Here is a 21,397-nt window from a genome sequence, read left to right on the forward strand (position 1 = left end):
GATTAAGCTTTTTTCTTTTTAGGTGTCTTGCGTTCTCTGGCGCAGATGGTCCGCTTTACCCCGCATTTAAATTGAAATTCGACCATCCGCTCTTTGTAGATAATTCCCCGCTCAATGGTACTTTTGAAAAGCTTCACATCAAAGTCCTTTAGCTTTTCTGTTGTTTCTAGAATATCTATAAGGGATTGCAATTGCTTTTCTAAATAAAGTTGCTCCTGCATATTATCCTCTAAGCTGTCCCGCTCCTGTTGGAGAATTTCCTGTTCATAGATGAGATGCCTTAATGTTGCGTCGTAGATGGCATCGTTAGTGGTTGAACCCTTTGCAGCCAGGTCGCTGATCCGGTCCGCCACTGCCTCGATTTGGGTATTCAGTTCACCCAGCCGCTGTTGTTCCGAAGGTGAAAGAGAAGCTTTTGTGATAACTTGTTTGGCTTCTTCTATTACTTCGTCCGGATGTTCCTTCATCTCCCTCATGATTTTCATAAATGCATTTTCAAGGTCTGTCTCATGAACATAGCTCGTTTTGCAGTCCGTGTAGTCTGGGTCTCGTCCTGCGGTCACTCGGCATTGCCAAGCAGAAATGTAATACTTCTCTCCTTTCCTCGATGAAGTCATACGTCTTCTTATGGCTGGTCTTCCACATTCCCCACAATAGAACTGATTAGAAAATGGGCTGACACTACTAAAGTGTTGGCGATATTTTTCATCGGGATCCTTCATCATCAGCCTTCGCCTTTTCATTTCTTGTTGAACTGCTTCAAAAGTTTCTTCACTAATAATCGCAGGGTGGGTATTCTTCACAAAATACTGTGGTTGAATATCGTTGTTGCGAACGCGTTTGTGAGATAAAAAGTCGATAGTGACTGTTTTCTGTGCTAAACAATGACCTTGGTACTTTTCCTGTCTTAAGATTTTATAAACCGAATCTCCCGTCCACGTTTTATTTCCCTTTCCTGTCTTTATTCCATCTCTCATTAAACCTTTAGCAATGCTTGGACACCCTTTTCCTTCTAAATACTCTCGAAATATTCGTCTGACCACTTCAGCTTGTTCCTCGTTAATCACAATTTCTCCGTCTTCATCGGTATCATAGCCCAAGAAGAAGGTGGTCGGCATGTGTACGATACCTTGTTGGAATCGCTTCTGTACACCCCATTTTGTGCCCCATGATACGAGTTAGATAAAAAATCTAGGGATAGACTTAGATAAAATTGAAATCGCTAAATATAGATAAAAATCGGCATTTTTTATCTAACCATAGTAACTATTCAGCACTTTTGAAGAGTATGGCTGTTAGATAAATGAAAAATGACCAAAACAAAAAAGCCCACCACCTATTATTAAGGTAATGAGCTATTATAGATCCGGTTCTTTCATACTATATTTATATTATTTTAAAACTCATAATTCCGAAGTCTTTAACTCTATAAAATTAAACATCAATGGGACATTTGTTGAACGTTGTAAGGATTTTATCCCTTGCGATATAAAGGTCCAACTAGCTATATATTGCTCATTATAACCTTCAGCATCCGTATCAGGCATAAATTGCAATAGATACTCTTCTAATGGTAAAGCTAAGTCATCTAGAAATGCTTCTATATTATCAACTTTTGTTTCTGAAGACGGATTGGGGTCATCAAAAATTACATGCTCTAAATTTCTAGAAAAATAGAACATTTGATAATTGTATTTGTTAGAAACAATACTACTCACTGAATTCATAGTGCGAATATTTCTACTTCTAATATCATTTCGGTTCAGTATATTATTCTTTTGTGCTTCCGTTGAAACACTAATGCAATTATTTTGGTAATAAGTTAGAGCTTCTTGCTGGTTATCTACAAGGACATTATCTTCAGGAATTAAACAACCATCTGTATCAACTATATGAATAACAGCTAATATGTCTGACTGCTTAAACTTTCTCTTTATTAAAACTTCTTTTACTATTTCCCCAATAACATCCTTGATAGGTTTCCCTTGTTTTTTTATGTCATATAAAATATCACCACGTTGGGGTTCAAAGCGAATTTCATGGTCTTTAAAAAGCTCTCTTAGACGATCTATGAGTAAAGTTTCGTCGCTTTCTCCTTCAACAATTAAAAGCACTACTTTTTTTCTATTCTTCGCCATTTATCTTACCTGCTTTTCTAAACGACTTTTTTATGTCGTACAAGTCTGTTTCGCCATAAATAGGTTCATCTTGTCCGCCAAGTTGCACTGCACGTAAATAGATATCGCGTGCATTATTTAACTTTTTAACACCTTTTAATTGGAGATAGCGATCCTCTTCATTAAGAGTCGTAAACCATAAATTACGAATAGGAAGAACTTCCAAGATTCGTAAATTGTGTGATGTGAAAAACAATTGTCCTTGCCCATTCTCACTTATTACTTCTAATAATTCGCCTAATAAATATTCGAAAATACCTGCATCTAGTTCATCAATTACTACACATGCATTAGGATTATTGTACACTGCTATTAATGTGCTAAGAATTGAAATTATTTTTATAACCCCAGATGATTCACTTCTTAAAGGTAGTTCAATACTTCCTTTGGTAGATAAAAACTCGAAGCGGATACCATCTATTCCATTATCCATTTTTTCTTGATGAATTTTTCTAATTTTAATTTGAAGACCAGGTATGATAGTTTTAAGAACAACATTCGTTTGTTCAATAACTTTTTGAATTGTATCAAATAGCGGAGGTGGTAAAACCATTGTATCACTTAACTCATACGGTATACTCCCTCGTATATTTTCAACATGTACGTTAAATGGCATGACTATATTTGCTATTAATAATCCAGATTGGATTTGATCAATTACGTGAAAGTCTCTATTGAAATCTACCAAAAGATTGTTCATTATTTCAGTTTCTATTTCATTTAAAAAATAATCATATACTTCTCTTAATTCTTCTCTAAAAATAAACGAGGTGGCATTATCGTTTGCCATTCTATTTGCTACCATTACTGTTACTCTAATATCCTCATTCATTGATTTTATCTTTTGATTTCTAATGGAAATTTCCTGATTATTTTTGTAGAAAATATCTTTAAATCGTTTCTTGCTTATATTTTCTCTATAGGAGACTTTTTCTTTTATTACTTGTAGCTTATCTTTTCCTTTACTTATTGAAACTTCATATTTTACGAAAAACTCTCCAAGATAATTTTTAATTATTAGATCAAAGGACAAGTCAATGAACTCTTCATTAAAGTATAATAAATGCTTAGATAGTTCCGGCAGTTTCCTCGTGTCTAATAAAAGCTTTAATAGATTAAATGCTTCGACAATTGCAGTCTTTCCAGATCCATTTTGCCCGTAGAAACCTATTACATCGGCAGCAGTTAGGTTATCAAAGGTTGAATTTGTACTGAAATTTCCCCTTTTAACATTTTTTAAATTTTTCACTTCAACATTTGTAACTCTAATAATACTCGACATATCGTTTCCTCCTAGGATCTTATAACTTTTATGTCTTTCAAAAAATTATATCACACAAAATTTTACTTATAAATAATTTTGTTTAAATTTTTACCCAAATACACTTTAAATTAATAATATTTGATAACTATTAAATAAAATAGACAATTTTTAATCATTTTATTCAATAACACCTCTTTTGGTGTGGTTTTTTTAATTTTGGTTTAAATTAATTTCTGATGGCAGTTTTATTATGTGAATGTTAAATAAAAAACAAAAACCCACCAAGTAGCCATCTAAAACCTAGACGCTAACTCGGCGGGTTGCTTGTTTCCCGTTATTTTTTTTTCTTCCGTTTTCTTTTCACCTTTAGTTTGTAGGAGCATTTTTCTTCCAGATATGCTTCCCATTCAACACCTAACTTTAATTGATATACAATTCGACCATCTGAGTGAATAACTCCACTTTCTACAATCCGTTCAAATAAGTCCGCCCGGAAAGGGATACGTTGTTTTAGAGGATTGAAATCATCTATTTCATGTAGTTCATTCACCAACCACTCGAATTCTGCTTGATATTTTGCAGCCAGTTCCTGTCGTTCTTCATATGCATCTAACTGATTTTTTAACTTCACAATTTCATTCGTTAATGCCTCAACCCGCTTAGTATCCTGCCCAGCTTGATTAAGCTCTTCATCAACAGCCTCATAGAGTTCCTGATTAAGTTGTTCCATTGTAGCTTCTATTTCTTTCACTTCGGCAAGTTCTTCTGTTGTAAGGTTGGTCTTCTCAATAACCGCTCTTATCTTTTGTTCTAGAAGATCCTCAGATTTCATGACCATCAAAGCACTCATAAAGTTATGCTCCAAATACTCCTCACGAAAACTTGGGGCTAAACATGTGGCTGAGAAGTTTTTTCCTGCCGCTGCACGACAACGCCAATAGTGTCTAGCTTTCCTCTTGTTTGAATTCTTTTGATCCGTATAATACGTGTGCAGACCCATCACTCCCCCGCATTCACCGCATCGGAAAACTTGACGAAATGGATGTGGAGCGTTGACTGAGGAACGGGTTGTTTGAGGTTGGTTCGATTTTCGGATGGTTTGGACCTTCTCCCAATCTTCCGGTGTAATAATAGCTGGATGATGGTCCTCAATATAATATTGGGGCAGTTCCCCTTGGTTAACTACTTGTTTTCTCGTAAATGGATCTTTCACATAGGTTTGTTGGTAAAGTATGCAACCTTTGTAAACGGGCGATGCTAAGATTTTCCCTACCGTGTTTGGATGCCAATATCTATTTCCGTTGGCAGTTTCAATACCATCCTCGCTTAACTCTCGAGCAATACGCCCGATACTTTTTCCTGCTGCGTAAGATTCATACATTCGCTTCACCACAGCCGCTTGTTTTGGCTCAATGCACCAATTCTTACGTTCATCAGCAATATATCCATACGGGAATCGGCTTGGCCTTACAATCCCTATTTCTGCTAACTTCTGCTTTCCCCACTGACTACTGGTTCCCACATTGATTGCTTCTTCTTGAGCCATACTACTAAGAACTGTTAACATTAAATCACTATCTTTATCGGCTGTATGAATATTCTCGCGTTCAAAATGTACGTAGACTGGTGGATTCAGCGACTTCAACATCCTCACATAATACAAAGCGTCGACCGTATTCCTTGTAAACCTTGATATAGACTTGGTCAAAATTTGATCAACTTTTCCTTGCTTACACTTTTGCATCAAACGATTAAACTCTGTTCGGTTTTTGGTTTGTGTCCCTGATAATCCTCTGTCCGCAAAAATGCCAGCAAAGCTCATCTCAGGATTTTTTAAAATTAAATAAGTGTAGTACGCGACTTGTGATTCCAGACTAATTTGTTGAGCATCCTGTTCTGTTGAAACCCTACAATAACTAGCCGTTCTGAGCGTTTGTTGTTTCGTTTGCGTTTGAAGCGACTGTTCAACCTTCCACATGTTCTTTTGTTCTTTTTTAATTTGCTTTGTTAAACTAACATGCGATGTTGAATTCGCTTCTCTTTTGATGGGTGCAACAAGCACATCACCATCCTCCTTCCCTTCAAGATCGATTCCTGTTTGTGTAGATTTTTCTTTTCTCTTTTGATTCCTCAAGGTTCTTGGTGGTTCAGGCATAGGACCTTCACCAACCTTTGTCTCTTCTTGGTCAAACCAATGAACAATAAACGTATCTTTCGAATAAATGGTCATGTTCACGACCCATGCTCGGAAATAATCAATAGTGGCTTTCTCAAAAAATTCATCTAGAGATTGGAGGCTTTTCATCCATGAGAGGGCTTTTTCTCGATAGGGTCTATCTTCTTCTATTTTTTTGACGTACCTTTCAAAGTGAAAAAACTCCTCTTCTAGCTGATGTTTTTTATTTACAATACCATCCAGTTCTTTTTCTGGTGCTACTTTCTCTTCTTCTTTAACAAGGCGTATGTCGCTAAAATATAGTAATCTTCGATGTTCTAAATAGTCATGTTCATGGAGTCGCTTCATCGGATAAAAAATGTCCCTTAGCGCTATAGAGTCACTGCTAAAGCGTTCTTCAAAGGCTTTTTTTATCATGGAAAGAATCTCTGACTCATACATTTTAGTAGAATCACACATCCCACTTTTACTCATTCTGCAACGCCAACAAGGTGTCGCATAGTCGGTTAAGAACTGATAATTACATCCGCATATCCCACACATGACTCGTCCTGATAACGACCGGAAGTCTGCTTTTTTATTTTTCTCTTTACGCTCTGTTGGTTTAAACCGTTTTTGCACTTCCTCAAACATGGATGGGTCAATAATAGCTGGATGGCTATTTTCAATGTAATAGCTCGGTACATCATTGGGTTTTCCATTGTCCAGAATGCTAGTAGTGTGAAAGTAGGCAAATCGATTTCCGGTGTATGCTACATTGGTTAGTATCTTTTTAACAACTGACCCATCCCAAATCGTGCCTCCTTTAGAGGTTTGAATCCCTTCTTGCATCAAATAACGTGCAATTTCATTAAGTGCTGCTCCATCAAGAAATAATTCATAGATCTTCTTGACTACCCCAGCTTCTTCTTCATCAACGCTGATATGCGTCTTTTTTTGTTGATAGGTAACGTGGTATCCAAGAATTCTTTCAAACTTCGGTGAGCCTCTCAATGCTCTTTTCTCATAACCCCAACTAACATTATGCGAGAGCGTTTCCACCTCATTTTGAGCAAGTGCTGCATAGGTCGCCAGTAAAAACTCGTTAAATTCCTTGGAGGTATCAAGGTTTTCTTTTTGAAAATATAAACCTACTTTAAGTTCTTGTAGCTCTTTCACTACCTCAATAAGTTCTTTTACATTCCGGGAAAATCTAGAAATACTTTTCGTGACAATGTAATCGATTTTTCCTTCCCTACAATGTCGCAACAAACGCTTGAGACCAAATCTATTTTTCATTTTGGTGCCAGAGACACCTTCATCGTAATAAATGGATACCAATCTGAATTGTGGCTTCGTTTGAATAAAGCGTGTAAAGTAATCAATTTGATTTTCTAACGACTGCAATTGCGTACTGATCTTTTTGCTAGTTCTTGCATAAGCTGCCACCCGGATCGTGTTTCGTTCCGATTCTATTAAGCTTTCCTTTTCCTGAATTAATGGCTTCCACAGAACCTCATTCCATTCATAATCTTTTAGAATGTCCTTCGACAAACACAAAAACCCCTTTCCTTTTACAAGAATTGTGATGTTCCTTCATCTGTTGAAGGTATGTTATCTATCACTCATACTCGATAAAAGTTCAAGGGGTTTATTTCTAGTAGAATTTTATTTTTGTCGTAGTGCTACGAACGTTCTTGTAATCCCGCATTTAAATTCCAGTGTGACTTTCTGATCTTGGTTGATGGTGCCTTGCTGAATGACCTGCCTAAAAATATCCTCATTAAATTCTGATTCATCAAATTCGTATAGGAAGGTGAGTAGGGTCTCTAAATGCCGTTCCATATGCTTACTTTCCTGTTGCTTATTACTCAGTTCATCGTATTCGGACTGAAGCAACTCTTGTTCATAGTATAGATGGTTGATAGAGGCTTCATAGACACTTGCGACAGTAGAGTTACTTTGTTCGGCTAGTTCTGAAACTCGTTCGTTAATTTGTTCGATTTGGGCTTCGAGATTCAATTTTCGTGCTTTTTCTGCTGAACTCAGGTCATATTCTTCAATGACTTTATGAGCTTCTTGAATCAATTCTTCCTTTCCTTCTTTTAACTCATAGAGTAATGTCATGAAATCCCGCTCAAGTGCAGATTCCCAAACAAATTTTGCCTTACAATTCACGTTGTACTTTTTAGGATGAACCCTGGTTCTGCATTGCCAAGCTGTATAAAGGAATTTTTCTCCGTTCCTCTCCGATGTAAGCCGCCGTCGAACAATGGGGTGACCACACTCTTCACAGAAAAGGATGTTTGAAAAGCATGATTTATTTGAATAAGCCTGTTTATATTTCCCGTCTGGATTCCTAAACATATTGCTTCTTCTTTTCATCTCTTGCTGGACCGCATTCCAATCTTCCTCTGGAATGATAGCAGGGTGATGGTTTTTAATGAAATATTGTTGTTCTCTTCCATCATTACGGATTCTTTTATGGGTTAAAAACGCCGTGAGGACGAGTGGATAAAAATACGCAAAATATAGATTAAAATATCCGAGTTTCTACTATATATCTAATGCGGTTTTTACTTCCCCTTTTACCTAATAATTTCTCGTTTCATTTTTAGAGCGATTTTCTCCCCATAAAACGCAAAAAATGGCCCACCTCCCTGAATGGAGATGAGCCTGATTGGTCATTTTTCTTCTATATTAAGTTATTGGGATTTCACCTTCGGAAATATATAACTTTCTTAAGCCTTCCTTTTAGTCCAAAATATACCTATGCTATTGATGTCTTCCATATTTTCAAACACGCCTTCATCGGAATACTTTGTACAGTTACAATTCCTATACTCTTGTTCACATTTACTGCATTTGGACTGATTTACAATAAATACTGGAGCAATTTCTAGGCTACCCTTTTCTATTTCTTCAATGACTTCAGGATGAGGTTTTAGCATTTGAAGTTCTATTCCCATAGCTTGCCTATCTTCATCCCAATATAATTTATGATCTTCTTCTATAAATCTTCTATCAAAATATAAGTAGCCCGCCGGTTTTAACATGTCTTTTAGTTTTGGATTATCATTTGCCTTAGGGAAGTACTCCGTTAAATTCTTGGCTACTTCTTCACACCATGATCTTACATCTGATTCATTATTGGGAAATAGCAAACCATCATTAAATAAAATTAGAATGTCCTCTATATGCCCTGCAAAAGAAAAGACTGCTTCTTTACTTTCATACTCAACGGAAATATTAAAAGTTATAGTCCTGTCGTCATTCCTTTTACTCCAAAGTTCACACAACTCTAAAATTATACCTAGTGTAACATTTGCATCATCTACAGCATTTTCTCCTCTATGTAGAATCATCGGGAAATTTGTTACTAAATCTTCATATGCTACAATTTCGGTATTTGGAGGCACACTTAATGATTCCCCTCGCTTACGTAATCTTTTTATTATTTCTAGAGTATCGGACTCTATGTATCTAACACTTCTTTTACTATTTATAAGCGAATGGGTTACTCTTATTTTCCTGCCGCTCTTTTTATTAGGAACTATGTCCTTATAAGAAAGTGCTATTCTAACTCCTTCACCTTTCTTCATATAGGAAGGGGAGTATTCAGACAATGGAATCTTATCATCCTCTTTTTCAAGAATCTCTGGCTGAAAGCTTTTTTGTGAATCTTCCCCACCAAAGTATTCTCCAACTAATGTGTTATCTCTATAATAATGAGATATAAGTTCTTTCCACTCTGAAACAGATATGTCACCATCAAGTCGCCACAATTTGTTATAATCAGTGTTTTTACCAGAACCTTTTATATCTACATCCCATCTATTAAGTATCCCCTCTTCATCATAGATTCGAATGGCACCATCAAGGTGGAAGGGATTACTGGTAGATTCATCTATCATACTATGAACAAATCTGCATCCATAATTACTTTCACTTATACCTAAACTTGGTTTTACAATAACTTCTTCACACTCAAATGTTTTCTTATTATCCTGTTCATACCACCAAAATTCTGTGTTTTGCACGTCATTAAATAATATTTCCTTTTCCGAACTCTTATGTGTAGTAACTCCTATTGGTATATCTGCAAGATTATCTGAAAATTGTGGCCCCCACCAATATTGGAATTCAAACACTTCAGAATAAGAACCTGCTAGCCCAACCATATCAGGATCCAAAAGAACTTTTGATGTTACTTTATCGGACCCTCCTATCTCTTGAAATCGTTTTAAAAATGGTGTGTTAAGTGTATTAAGTCTGGAGAATGATCTCCGAAAAAAGGAACTAGCATACAATAACAACCCGTCTTTTTCGTATATACCAGGGGCTATTGGGTTTAATTTTGATAGTAATACAAGGCCATGTTTATCATCTGTTTCAAAAATTTCTGGGAATACTCTTTTAGCTATGCCTTTATCGATAATCGCCGCTGATTCAGTTGAAGAAAAAATATAATCTTCGGATAAATAAGGATTGAGCTTCTCTAAAAGTTGATCCTTATACGGTTTAATAAAATTAGTAGTTTTATTTAAATAAAAGCTTCTAATTCGACTATCGATACCTTCGCTTTCTTTTTCATTCTCTGGAACATAGGTAATGTTTGTAGTCCTTACCATACCAGGTTCAAAATGTAGTGCATTTATCAATGTCCAAGCAATTGGTTTTGTGTGATCATGACCTAAATAAGATGGTACACCTAACTGCCAATTATCACTATATGCGGATTCCAAAGCTCCCACTGTAAACTTTATATTATACTTGTTTACCTCATCACTATTAACAACTCCCAATAATCTTAGCATTTTCATCACTCCTCTTTTCTTCTGCCACCCAGTTCATAGCATTATTTATTCGTTATACTTACCACTGGTTATATTTTACCATTTTTCAATCAAGCACAAGAATATATAGTCTATTAATCTGTTAGAACCATAATAAAAAGCAAAAAACGGCCCACCTCCCTGTATGGAAATGAGCCTTAATCTATTACTCTATTAATTTACAACTTCCCAGAACCAGAATGCTAGATAACCACATAATGAAACACTTCTCTGGTTCCACCCTTTTCCGACGCTTTGAATCTTTCCATTCTTCCTTGCTTCATTAATGGCCTCAAAATAACTTGGAAGATGTGCGAATCAGAAATGATCATCCTCTCATTCATAAAACTTACAATCTCTTTTATATCCTTTGGCTCCAAGCAAAATACTAACAGCTCCTCCACCTCAGGCCCATTAAGTAACGCCTCATGTTTTTCCTTCGTTTTCTGCTTCTTCTGCTGCCTTTTTAACTCTACATAGTCATCATAGGTTTCTGGCATTTTTTGTTCCAGTTCGAATATGAGATGGTAGGTAACCTTTCCATCTTTACACACCTCTCCACGACTTATTAATTCTTGAAACAAATATTCAGGAAAGTCATCACTTTCGCCTTCCACATACTTTCTCACTTTTTTCATGATTTCCTTAAACAGCTTTCTTTCTTGTTCCACACATCTTTCCCGTTCACTAAAGTGTTTCAGTCGGTCATGCAACTCCACCAATTCTTCTGTCAGCTTATCCACCAGCTGAGTGTTTTGGCCGTTTTCATGGATACCCTCTTCTACAGCTTTATACAAGGCTTGGTTTTGCGTTTCCACTTTGTCCTGCAAATCTATTTTTTCCTGCTTCTCTTCCTCTGTTAATTCCAATCTATTAATCCAATGCAAGACGTCATTTTTAAAATTAGGGTCCGCATGAATTTGTTTTAAGAAGTGGATAAAGTTCCACTCTAAATAATCCTGGCGAATACGCTTTGTATCGCATCGTTCAGTTCTATACCTCTGATCATGGCGACAGCACACCCAGAAGTGCGTTTCATAAGGATTTTTCCATCGTCTCTCTACATGACGTCTATGCCCCATCAAATATCCACATTCACCACAGTACAGTTTTTCAATAAATTCTTCATTTTTCATTTCGTCTTTTTCATACTTCTGATTTTCTTCTTTGATAAATCCTTTTCTCCGTTCTTCTAAAATATCCTGAACCCGTTCCCAGTCCTTTGGCTTAATAATCGCCTCATGATGATTTTCAATATAATACTGTGGTTCCTCTCCCTGATTACGGACGACCTTGGATTGCAGCGTATCGACAGTCACATTTTTTTGAAATAAATAATCACCCTTATACACTTCATTCTTTAACATCCCCATCACTGATTTAGGATTCCAAAAATCCTTTCCTGTAGCTGTTTTAATACCATCACTGGCTAAGTCTTCACAAATTTTATTTACTGTCTTACCTTTTATCACTTCCCTAAAAATACGTTTAATGATTTTGGCTTGTTCCGGCTGGATATGCCAGCGATAATCTTCGTCTACCCAATATCCATACGTAGCCTTTTTCCACCGGATAATGCCTCGTTTGGCCTGACTCCGATGTCCCCAAGCAATGCTCCTTCCAACATTCATGACTTCTTCTTGGGCGATGGCACCGTAGATGGACATCATCAACTCTGATTGGGGGTCTGACGTCCAGATATTCTCCTTCTCAAAATAAATATACACAGGGGTTGGGAGTTGTTTCAGGTGTCGTGCAATGGAAAGGGTATCTAATGCATTCCGGCTAAAGCGAGAAATTGATTTTGTGATGATGACGTTAACAAGTCCTCGTTCACAATCCTTCAAGAGTTGGTTTAATTGATCTCGCTTTTCCAAGGAACGGCCTGTGATACCTTCATCTGCATAGATACCCGCAAATTCATAGGATGGGTCTTTCAAAATGAGATACGTATAGTATGCTACCTGTGTTTTCATGCTTGTTTTCTGTTCTAAGCGATCGGTTGAAACCCTACAGTAAGCAGCTGTCTTGAGTGTTTTTTTATTTTTTTGCAAATGGTCAGGCTTTTCGTTTCCTATCGGTGCGTTCCCAATCGTTTCAAGAATGGCCTTCCCTTCACCTGGTTCTATCTTTTGTACTTCTCGCTCAACTGTAGTATTCACTTCTTTTTCCCTCTTCTCTTTTAAAGCCCCATGTTCATCGAGAAGGATCAGTTCCTGATTCACCTCCTTCTTAGGGCTCACTTTTTTCTTTGGTTTATCTTTCTGGGTTGAATGAATGGATTTGCTTTCAGATAATTGACCAACCGTCAGGCTTGTCCCGTCAAACCATTCAACTTGATAATTTTTTTCATTTTCTATAGTGATTTGATGAATCCATGCACGTAAGTGTTCTGTCGTTACTTTTTGGTAAAACTCTTCCATAGACTCTAGTGTTTTTAGCCACTCCAATGTCTTCACTCGAAAAGGACGATCATCTTCTATTTGAGCAACCTGTTTTTCAAATGCTTGGTATTCTTTTTCTAAGGCATTTATCTTTTCCGGATCCTCATTACTTTCCTTCGCTATCTCTAATTCCGTTAACCATTTCAACCGATGAAATTCAAAATGGTCCTGCTGATTGGTCGCTTTAAGTTCTTTCTGCAACTGGGCAAGGCTATCCGGTTGATTCAATTCATATCTTAAACGCATCGCATGTAATGCCATCTGTTTTAACTGTTCTTCATTTATGTTTGGAGCATCGCATGTTTTTGCATTACTCGAAGCACACTTCCAATAATCAATTCGTGGACTAGGGTGAAATTTATACCGATACCCACATGCGTGGCAAATGAGCTTTTGGGAGAATGCCGGTCGATTTCTCTTCGTTGGTGTTCCTGTATTCCTTTTGTTGCTTTCTATACGCCTCTGTACTTCATCGAATACTTCCCGACTGATGATTGGAGGGTGGGTGTTTTCTATCTCAATCTCCTCTCGATCGTGATACGTCTTTTTGTGAGTGAAAAGATCTCTGGTCTCGGTCCTTGCCATTCTATTTCCTGTGTAGGTGTACGCCTTAAGCAATTTTTTGATATTGGAAGGCGACCATCTTTCTTTTCCGGTAGCAGTTTTAATCCCCTGTCTGTATAACTCTCTTGTAATTTCAGCCCTAGACCGCCCTTGTAGAAACCAATCAAAAATGTTACGAACAACCGCTGCTTCTTGCTCATTAATCTCAAGTGTATTTCCTGTCTCCCCTCGAACTAGGTTATAGCCATATAGTCTAGAGAATTTAGCTTCGCCTTTTTGAAACTTTTTCTCGTATCCCCATTTTGTAGAAGTAGATAGGTTCTCAATTTCCTCTTGGGCAAGGGCTGCATAGGTGGTGAGTAAAAATTGATTAAAAGTAATAGAGGTGTCTATTTGTTCTTTTTCAAAATAAATTCCCACCCCTTTCGCTTTAAGCTCCTCTACTATTTCCATTAAATGTTCTGCATTTCTCGTTAAGCGAGATACATCTTTTGTAAGAATAAAATCGACTCTTCCTTCATCGCAATGACGCAGTAACCGCTGCAGTCCTCGTTGTTTTTTAGCATTACTCCCGCTCGTACCATTATCAAAATACACACCAACAAATTTCCAATTAGGTTTACTTCTAATCAAGTGGGTATAGTGGTGTACCTGATTCTCCAGCGAGCGTAATTGATTTTCCAAATCAGTACTGACTCGGCAATAGGCAGCGACCTTAACAGGCTTCTCACCATGTAACGGACTTTCCTCTCTTTCCTTTACAGGATCCCATAATGTTTTGGTCCACATGCCTTTTTGAAAATTATCCATAATAAAAACCCCTTTCCGATAAGTCATAGTGGTTCGTGTCCATCTATCACTCACATCCCAAGAACTTTCAAGTTCTTTTTCTGGGTGGAAAGAGGTTTTTGTTTATTCGTTTAGATTAAGCTTTTTCCTTTTTGGGTGTTTTTCGTTCCCTAGCACAGATGGTCCGTTCCACACCGCACTTAAATTGAAATTCAACTATCCTCTCTTTGTAAATAATGCCTCGTTCAACTGTATCTTTGAAAAGCTTCACGTCAAAATACTCCAGTTCCTCAGTCTCTTCTAATAAGACTAGGAGGGATTGTAATTGCTTTTCTAAATAAAGTTGTTCTTGCATGTTTTCCTCCAGGCTGTCCCGCTCCTGTTGGAGAATTTCCTGTTCATAGATGAGATGCCTTAATGTGGCATCGTAAATGGCATCGCTGGTAGCTGACTCTTTGGCAGCCAAGTCACTAATGCGGTCGGTTATCGCTTCAATTTGCGAGTTCAACTCCTCTAATCTTTGTTGTTCCGGTGGCGAGAGGGATGCCTTTTCAATGGCTTGTTTCGCTTCTTCTATTACTTCATCGAGGTTTTCCTTCATTTCCCTCATAATTTTCATAAAGGCATTTTCAAGGTCTGTCTCATGAACATAGCTTGTTTTACAATCTTTATAGTCTGGATCTCGTCCTGCGGTCACTCGGCATTGCCAAGCAGAAATGTAATACTTCTCCCCCTTCCTGCTTGAAGTCATCCGTCTTCGTATCACCGGCCTTCCACATTCTCCGCAATAGTACTGATTGGAAAATGGGCTGTGTCCACTATAGTGTTGCCGATACTTTTTATCTGGGTCCCGCATCATCAAACTTCGCCTGTTCATTTCTTGTTGAGCTGCTTCAAATGTATCCTCGCTGATAATGGCTGGATGGGTGTTCTTTACATAGTACTGTGGCTGATGTCCCCTGTTCCTGACGCGTTGATGAGTAAGATAGCTAGTTGTAACGGTCTTCTGCGCTAAACAGTGGCCTTGGTACTTTTCTTGTCTTAAGATTTTATAAACCGAATCTCCCGTCCACGTTGTATTTCCCTTTCCTGTCTTTATTCCATCTCTCATTAAATCTTTAGCTATGCTTGGACACCCTTTTCCTTCTAAAAACTCCCGAAAAATTCTTCTTACCACCTCTGCTTGTTCTTCGTCAATAACAATTTCCCCCTCTTCAGTCGTGTCATAACCCAGGAAAAACGTGGTCGGCATATGAACGATTCCTTGTTGAAATCGCTTCTGCACTCCCCATTTCGTGTTTTCACTTACGCTACGACTTTCTTCCTGTGCCATCGAGGATAAAATGGTTAAGAAAAGCTCTGATTTTGAATCCAGTGTGTCAATATTCTCTTTCTCGAAAAAAACGCCAACCGGACTTTTCAGCCCTTTTAACCTTCTGATAATTGATATGCACGCCGTGAGGCTGATTGGATAAAAATACGCAAAATATATCCCCCTACTTAAACCCGCTATATAGAAGGATTTATCCACTGTTTCATTTAATCCGCATATTAGGTTTCCAACCCAAATAAAAAAATGCCCACCACGTATTGTGATGAGCAAAGTTTGATGAGTTCCTTCTATTATATTGATAACGTCAACCCAGATATTTTTCTATCTTTTATTTGCGCAATTTATGAATCAGCGATTAACTGTCGGGCTTGGATGTTCCGTTTAAAATCCTTAAATGCCTTATTTAAAGCTAGGCCTACCGATAACATTTCTTTATTTACCTCTGCTTCCAATTTATCACCTGTATCTACAGTAAAGTGAATTTGTTCTGCATCAGCAATATAATTTTCTATTAGTGTTAAATTACCCTCCACATAGGCCTCAAAGGATACCTTTTCTTTTTCATTCTCAAAATACAGAATAACTTCATCAAGATTTCTTTTCGCGTATACTTCTTCCATATCTTCATCATCGAAGAAGAACTGTTGCAGCTTATATACCGTGCTGTCCCTTAAATAATATCTGTAGGAGTATTTATAATTAATTCCCCATTGATCACGACCGACAAAACCACGCTTAGGTATAGGTGTTTTATATCTACCACTGTCTAAAATCACTAATTGAAAATTTTCTAGCACCGTTTCATTACACATGATTTTTAAGTCCTTATACATGAACTTTGAATTTGTCTGAGAGTAAACATAAAACTCGCCTGATCGCCTATCGTACTCATCGTCATCATATTCTTCTACTAGCTTAAACTCCGGATTATAAATATTATAGTGTGTGTCGTTGTTCTCAACCCATTCTATTTTGTTCTCTAATCTATTTACAATCTGTGTCAGGGGTGGCTGAGTTAATCCAAGCCTTTTCTTCCATAACATTTCAATCTGCTGTATATTAGCATTTTGACTGATTGGGGTATTCCTGTCTCCGATCCTCGTGTAAATGTATTCTTCTTTTATATTGTGATATCTTTTGCTCTTTTTCTTAAGGTAAAAAGGCACGTTATAGGAATTGAAAACAGTAAGGATATCAATTTCCTTGCCAGCAATTCTTATGGTCTCTACCTTTACTTCCGGAGTATTATCACCTGCAAAAACCGTATTGGAAAGGAAGTCTAGAATGGCTACTTGCTTAACTCGATTTTCTTCATTAAGTCCTATAATTTCTCCATTATCTGAAACGCCAATAATTAGGTAGCAATCCCTATCATGTACGGTATTTGCAAAACAAAGAATGTCATGTAATAACCTTTCATTATCTTTATGCCACTCCTGTTTGAAATCCCAATAGTCTCCTTCTGCCTTTTTATTAATTAACGTATAAATTTTCGACGCTAAGTTATTTCCCATTATTAGCCCCCTTACTAAAACAATTATTAAAAGAGTTGCTTCCAATCATCATCATATCGATCCATATGCATAGGCATAACCCTCTTGTCTGAATCCTCATTTTTTCTCTTAAACTGTTCTTCCAAGTGTACAGCCATGGTCAATAAAATAATTCCTTCTCTTACATAAGTAAGAAGTTTCATTACAGCATCCTTAAATTCATCCACAGTTATAGAATAGGCCAATGGATCTTCTCTTTCTGGCTGAGATTCCCTTGTTATCGGGTATAATAAACTGTCATGCACCTTTAAATATCGATGCTCCAAATGATGGCGAATTTTGGAGATATGTTCGATTGCTGGTTCTATGTAGTGATGTTTAACCTTTTGTTTACCGATATCTTTACACAACCAGTAAAGACCAATTAATGGGAGGTTAAATGTTTTCTCATCTGTCATCTTCGACTTTAAATCCACTTTTAAGTTGTACGAATTTTTCCCTTTATTTATTCGCCCCTGCCATATAGAACGGTAGGAAACATCCCTATCCTTAATCCCTATTTCAAAATATTCATTTATGAAAAATGCAATCCGATCAAACAGCGAGTATAAACTTCTATAGGAATATTTCATCTTCTCTATTGAAATCCCATAAGTAGGATAATCCAGTGTATTGACAAGGTGAACATCTTTATCGGAAAAATGGGCTCCTTTAGAGGATAATGCATCATAAACCATGAATCTGGCAGACACATACTCTTGTTTAATTTGATTAAACAAACCATGGTACTTGGGGCCTTCATCAATCTTAGTCACGATGTTAGGTAAATGAAGAATATCATTTGCTGAAACTGAATAAGGAAAAGCATCGTTTAACGTATTGAGAAACAATGTATTTTCAAGACACCAATTTCGATAGTTAATTTCCTCCTCGGAATCTCCCAACGAGTATTCTTCAAATTCATAAGGTTCCTCCAAAAATTCTAAAGGATACCATTTCTTTAATCTTTCAATTAAGCCTTCATAATGTTCATAAACTTCTGGCTCGACCTTCTCAAATTCCAGTACTTCATTTAATAATTGGTAGGATTCATTAGCGAAAACTGATTGATGACCACTATCATAATCAAATGCAGCATAATCCATTAAAAACCCAGCAAAGTTCCCTATTGCCATTGGAAAGTCCCTGCCTACACCAATTTTCAAATATGAAAGAGCCTTAATAATCCTTCCACATGTATTTAGTAAGTTTGCGTAGTTGGTATATGCCATTAATAAGTAAATGGATACATATTGAAATTCTTCAGATTCTTCCTTTAAATCTTCTCTCTCTTGGTACGTAGTTAGATTTTCTATGGATAGTCTGAACAATAATAAACACATCTCAAATTCCTGTTCGTTATTCTTGTCCTCAGAATAGCTTAAGGCCCCTTTGTATTTTAAATGGATATAGTTACTATAAGAAGTGGCTCCATGATATGCTAGAATCCCTTTTTCAAGAAGATTGTAATCTCCAGACTCAACCCAATTTAGACAATCCTCAGCAATTTTATGTAAGGTGTCCGTATCTCTATCATCAAAAGCCTTATCGGCAAATAATCCAACTGTATGTACATCCTCATTTATCATGAAATTTCCTCCTCCCCATTCTATATCTAATATTTTACATTATTATCAACCAATTGTTTTAAAGTTCGATTACCTATTATTGAATAAACTTCCCAGACAATAAAAAAGAACCCACCAAGCAGCACATCAGCCTACTCAGTGGGTTCTCATTACTTCTTCACCATATAATATTTTCTCTTACTTTGACTGCCTGGTATAAAATCCTTGTGCAACATCCCTTCTTCTATCAATGGTAGTACAATGCTCTTTCTGAAATAGGATTCTGAGATCGTCATCTTCGTGTTCATAAAGGCTAGGATTTCTTCCCATCTCCGTGGCTCCTCACAATATTCCAGTAAGGCAGTCACCTCTGGCCCTTTTAAAAACACTGCCTGTTTTTCTTTGCGTCTTGCATGCCTTTCCGCTTTTCTTTTCATTGAAATCATTTTTTGATAATCTTCATATCTTTCTTCCGTCGACCAATCTAGGCCTAGGCTTAAATGGTATACAATCTTACCATCCTTATAGACCTTAGCCTGTTCCACGAACTGTTCAAAAAGGTCCGCTGGGAATGCCAGATTCATTTCATCGTCCAGCTTTTTAATTCCCTTCTTCAGTTCTTTGAATTCATTTCTATAATGCTCCGCTAGTTTTTTACGGTCAGAGAAATCTTTCAACCGCTGATGCAGTTTTACTATCTTTTCACTTAGGGCATCCACCCTTTGATGATCTTGTCCGTCTTTATGCAGTTCTTCATCCACTGCCTCATACAGCTCTTGATTCAACTGTTCCATCCTTCTTTGAGCCTCTTCTTCTTGTTTCAGTTCCTGAGCACTTAACACTGTTTGAGCAATAACCTTTTCTACTTCTTGCTGAAATCTCTCATCTCGTTCTAGCAAGTTTAATAGATTAATAAAGTGTCTTTCCAGATAGTCTTGGTGAAAACGTTGGGAAGAACAGCCGTTCACAGCATAATATTTCTCTGCCAACCTACACACCCAGCGATTTATTTCTTGTGCACCACTGGAGTTTCGTCTCTCAATACTTCGCTCATAACCTAGTACATTTCCACATTCCCCACAATACAACTTCTCCGTAAAGGATAAATTTTTATTCTGATCTTTGGAATACTTTTGGTAGTTCTGCTGCTTATAGGCTTCGCTGCGTTTATGGATAATGGACTGTACCTTCTCCCATTCTTCTGGATCAATAATAGGTTCATGATGACCTTCAATATAATACTGAGGTAACTCCCCTTCATTGGGAGCAATCTTTTCTTCTAATGTATCGACTGTGATGTACTTTTGATAGAGATAATCCCCTTTATAGACTACATTCGTTAAGATTCCCTTTATCGTGCTTAAACTCCAAATGTCTCCTCCTTGTGGGGTAGGGATGCGATCCTGAGTTAACCCTGTAATGATTTGCGTATAGTTTTTCCCCGCTTGCAAATCAGCATAGATGCGACGTACGATTTTAGCTTCTTCTTCATGGATAATCCATTGATAATTTTCCCCCACTTGATAACCATAATTGGCATTGCCAACTTTTATGATGCCTCGTTCTGCCTGAGCCCTTTTCCCCCATGCAATAGATCTTCCAATGTTGATGCTCTCTTCTTGAGCAATGCTTCCGAAAATCGTAATCATCAATTCGCTGTCAGCATCTTCCGTATGAATGTTTTCTTTCTCGAAGAAAATGTGCACGGGTTTAGGGAGAGATTTCAATAACCGAATCGTCTTCAACGTTTCTAAAGTATTCCGGCTAAATCTTGAAATACTCTTACAAAGGATTAACGCCGTGAGGACGTATGGATAAAAATACGCAAAATATAGATTAAAATATCCGGGTTTCTACTATTATATAGACGGTTAATTTCACTCCTCTTCCCCTCTAATTCCTCAATTCATTTTTAATGCGAATTTCACCCCATATAACGCAAAAAATAGCCCACCTCCTTGAATGGGGATGAGCCTGATTGGTCGTTTTTCTTCTATTCTTCTTTAAAAATAAACAAAATAAAAACACCCTCACGTAAAAAGAATTAATTTAGGTGTATTTAAATTTGAAGTTATATTATTTTATAATAAAGACACTGATATAAGGCAAAGGATGATTTTCTTGAATACCTATATAAAAGAAACAAAGTTTGCTACTAGCAACTTAATAAAGCTAATCAACGATGAGGAAGACCAGCTTATTACTCTAAAATCCGCACTAACTAACAAAGAAAAACATCATAGATTTCTCTACGATGACTTTATTCGCAAAGACTTTGATCCTGATGATCACTTTAATGAACATCAAATGATGTATGCATTTACTAAGCAAGCTTCATACTATGAAAACCAAATAGAACCTTTGAATATCAAAATTAATGAACTTAAAAACTCTATATCTGCAAAGCAGGAATCAGTAAAATCTTTATCAGGGGCTTTACTACAAATTGCAAAACAAGGGATTAGCATTGTTCATGGTAATTTAGAAAATTGCCCAGATGGGAGAGTTATAAAAAATGAACCCATTAAAAATATAATTTGGCAAGGCAGGAATCAATCTATTCATTATGAAGAAGGACGTTTCAGACCGGCAGTTGTACGATGTTTTGAAAATATCGGTATAAGTTTAAATGATGAAAACTTAGCAAAGGAAATAATTGATTTATTAAATTGGAAAACCTATGTAAATTATGAAAAAGATCTAATCTCACTACTAGACTAATGAGGCCCATATTCC

Annotated in this window: 12 protein-coding genes and 1 pseudogene; 1 reads left to right on the top strand and 12 read right to left on the bottom strand. The window is 36.9% G+C overall.

Annotation, left to right across the window (positions count from 1 at the left end):
• Nucleotides 1–2: 2 nt before the first annotated feature.
• The 12 genes and pseudogenes from E1I69_RS05610 to E1I69_RS05660 form a co-directional block, all read right to left on the bottom strand.
• On the bottom strand, nucleotides 3–1,118 hold the full coding sequence (locus tag E1I69_RS05610) for a recombinase family protein (RefSeq protein WP_136378617.1): 1,116 nt from the start codon (nucleotides 1,116–1,118) through the stop codon (nucleotides 3–5).
• A gap of 285 nt (nucleotides 1,119–1,403) precedes the next feature.
• Complete coding sequence (locus E1I69_RS05615; RefSeq protein WP_136378618.1) at nucleotides 1,404–2,138, bottom strand: hypothetical protein; 735 nt, start codon at nucleotides 2,136–2,138, stop codon at nucleotides 1,404–1,406.
• Entirely contained in the window at nucleotides 2,125–3,459 is a 1,335-nt protein-coding gene (locus E1I69_RS05620) for an AAA family ATPase (RefSeq protein WP_136378619.1), read from the bottom strand. Before E1I69_RS05620 ends, E1I69_RS05615 begins: the two co-directional genes overlap by 14 nt.
• Nucleotides 3,460–3,775: 316 nt before the next feature.
• Nucleotides 3,776–7,150, bottom strand: a complete 3,375-nt coding sequence (locus E1I69_RS05625) for a recombinase family protein (RefSeq protein ID WP_136378620.1) — start codon at nucleotides 7,148–7,150, stop codon at nucleotides 3,776–3,778.
• 114 nt (nucleotides 7,151–7,264) lie between these two features.
• A complete protein-coding gene (locus tag E1I69_RS05630) occupies nucleotides 7,265–7,723 on the bottom strand; it encodes a hypothetical protein (RefSeq protein WP_242634538.1) in 459 nt (152 codons plus the stop codon).
• Nucleotides 7,724–7,729: 6 nt separating this feature from the next.
• Nucleotides 7,730–8,074, bottom strand: a pseudogene (locus tag E1I69_RS25425) (recombinase zinc beta ribbon domain-containing protein); the annotation flags it as partial.
• Nucleotides 8,075–8,337: 263 nt separating this feature from the next.
• A complete protein-coding gene (locus E1I69_RS05635; RefSeq protein ID WP_136378622.1) occupies nucleotides 8,338–10,413 on the bottom strand; it encodes a hypothetical protein in 2,076 nt (691 codons plus the stop codon).
• Between the two features lie 221 nt (nucleotides 10,414–10,634).
• Complete coding sequence (locus E1I69_RS05640) at nucleotides 10,635–14,249, bottom strand: recombinase family protein (RefSeq protein ID WP_161974843.1); 3,615 nt, start codon at nucleotides 14,247–14,249, stop codon at nucleotides 10,635–10,637.
• A gap of 115 nt (nucleotides 14,250–14,364) precedes the next feature.
• The gene (locus E1I69_RS05645) at nucleotides 14,365–15,831 is read right to left on the bottom strand and encodes a recombinase family protein (protein WP_136378624.1); all 1,467 of its coding nucleotides are present in this window, start codon (nucleotides 15,829–15,831) and stop codon (nucleotides 14,365–14,367) included.
• Nucleotides 15,832–15,902: 71 nt separating this feature from the next.
• Nucleotides 15,903–17,075, bottom strand: coding sequence for an AlbA family DNA-binding domain-containing protein (locus tag E1I69_RS05650; protein ID WP_136378625.1), 1,173 nt, complete (start codon nucleotides 17,073–17,075; stop codon nucleotides 15,903–15,905).
• A 26-nt stretch (nucleotides 17,076–17,101) separates the two neighbouring features.
• Nucleotides 17,102–18,682, bottom strand: coding sequence for an LA2681 family HEPN domain-containing protein (locus E1I69_RS05655; protein WP_136378626.1), 1,581 nt, complete (start codon nucleotides 18,680–18,682; stop codon nucleotides 17,102–17,104).
• Nucleotides 18,683–18,831: 149 nt separating this feature from the next.
• Nucleotides 18,832–20,454, bottom strand: coding sequence for a recombinase family protein (locus E1I69_RS05660; RefSeq protein WP_278186148.1), 1,623 nt, complete (start codon nucleotides 20,452–20,454; stop codon nucleotides 18,832–18,834).
• Nucleotides 20,455–20,782: 328 nt separating this feature from the next.
• Here E1I69_RS05660 and E1I69_RS05665 point away from each other — a divergent pair, with 328 nt between their 5' ends.
• The gene (locus E1I69_RS05665) at nucleotides 20,783–21,382 is read left to right on the top strand and encodes a hypothetical protein (RefSeq protein ID WP_136378628.1); all 600 of its coding nucleotides are present in this window, start codon (nucleotides 20,783–20,785) and stop codon (nucleotides 21,380–21,382) included.
• Nucleotides 21,383–21,397 lie beyond the last annotated feature (15 nt).

The organism is Bacillus timonensis (assembly GCF_004799755.1).
Classification (GTDB): Bacteria; Bacillota; Bacilli; order Bacillales; family Bacillaceae_L; genus Ferdinandcohnia; species Ferdinandcohnia timonensis_A.

Coding starts and splice junctions, on each gene's coding strand:
- E1I69_RS05630 (WP_242634538.1), bottom strand. CDS start 7,723: ATGACATTACTCTATGAGTTAAAAGAAGGAAAGGAAGAATTGATTCAA.
- E1I69_RS05640 (WP_161974843.1), bottom strand. CDS start 14,249: ATGGATAATTTTCAAAAAGGCATGTGGACCAAAACATTATGGGATCCT.
- E1I69_RS05655 (WP_136378626.1), bottom strand. CDS start 18,682: ATGATAAATGAGGATGTACATACAGTTGGATTATTTGCCGATAAGGCT.
- E1I69_RS05610 (WP_136378617.1), bottom strand. CDS start 1,118: ATGCCGACCACCTTCTTCTTGGGCTATGATACCGATGAAGACGGAGAA.
- E1I69_RS05615 (WP_136378618.1), bottom strand. CDS start 2,138: ATGGCGAAGAATAGAAAAAAAGTAGTGCTTTTAATTGTTGAAGGAGAA.
- E1I69_RS05620 (WP_136378619.1), bottom strand. CDS start 3,459: ATGTCGAGTATTATTAGAGTTACAAATGTTGAAGTGAAAAATTTAAAA.
- E1I69_RS05635 (WP_136378622.1), bottom strand. CDS start 10,413: ATGCTAAGATTATTGGGAGTTGTTAATAGTGATGAGGTAAACAAGTAT.
- E1I69_RS05650 (WP_136378625.1), bottom strand. CDS start 17,075: ATGGGAAATAACTTAGCGTCGAAAATTTATACGTTAATTAATAAAAAG.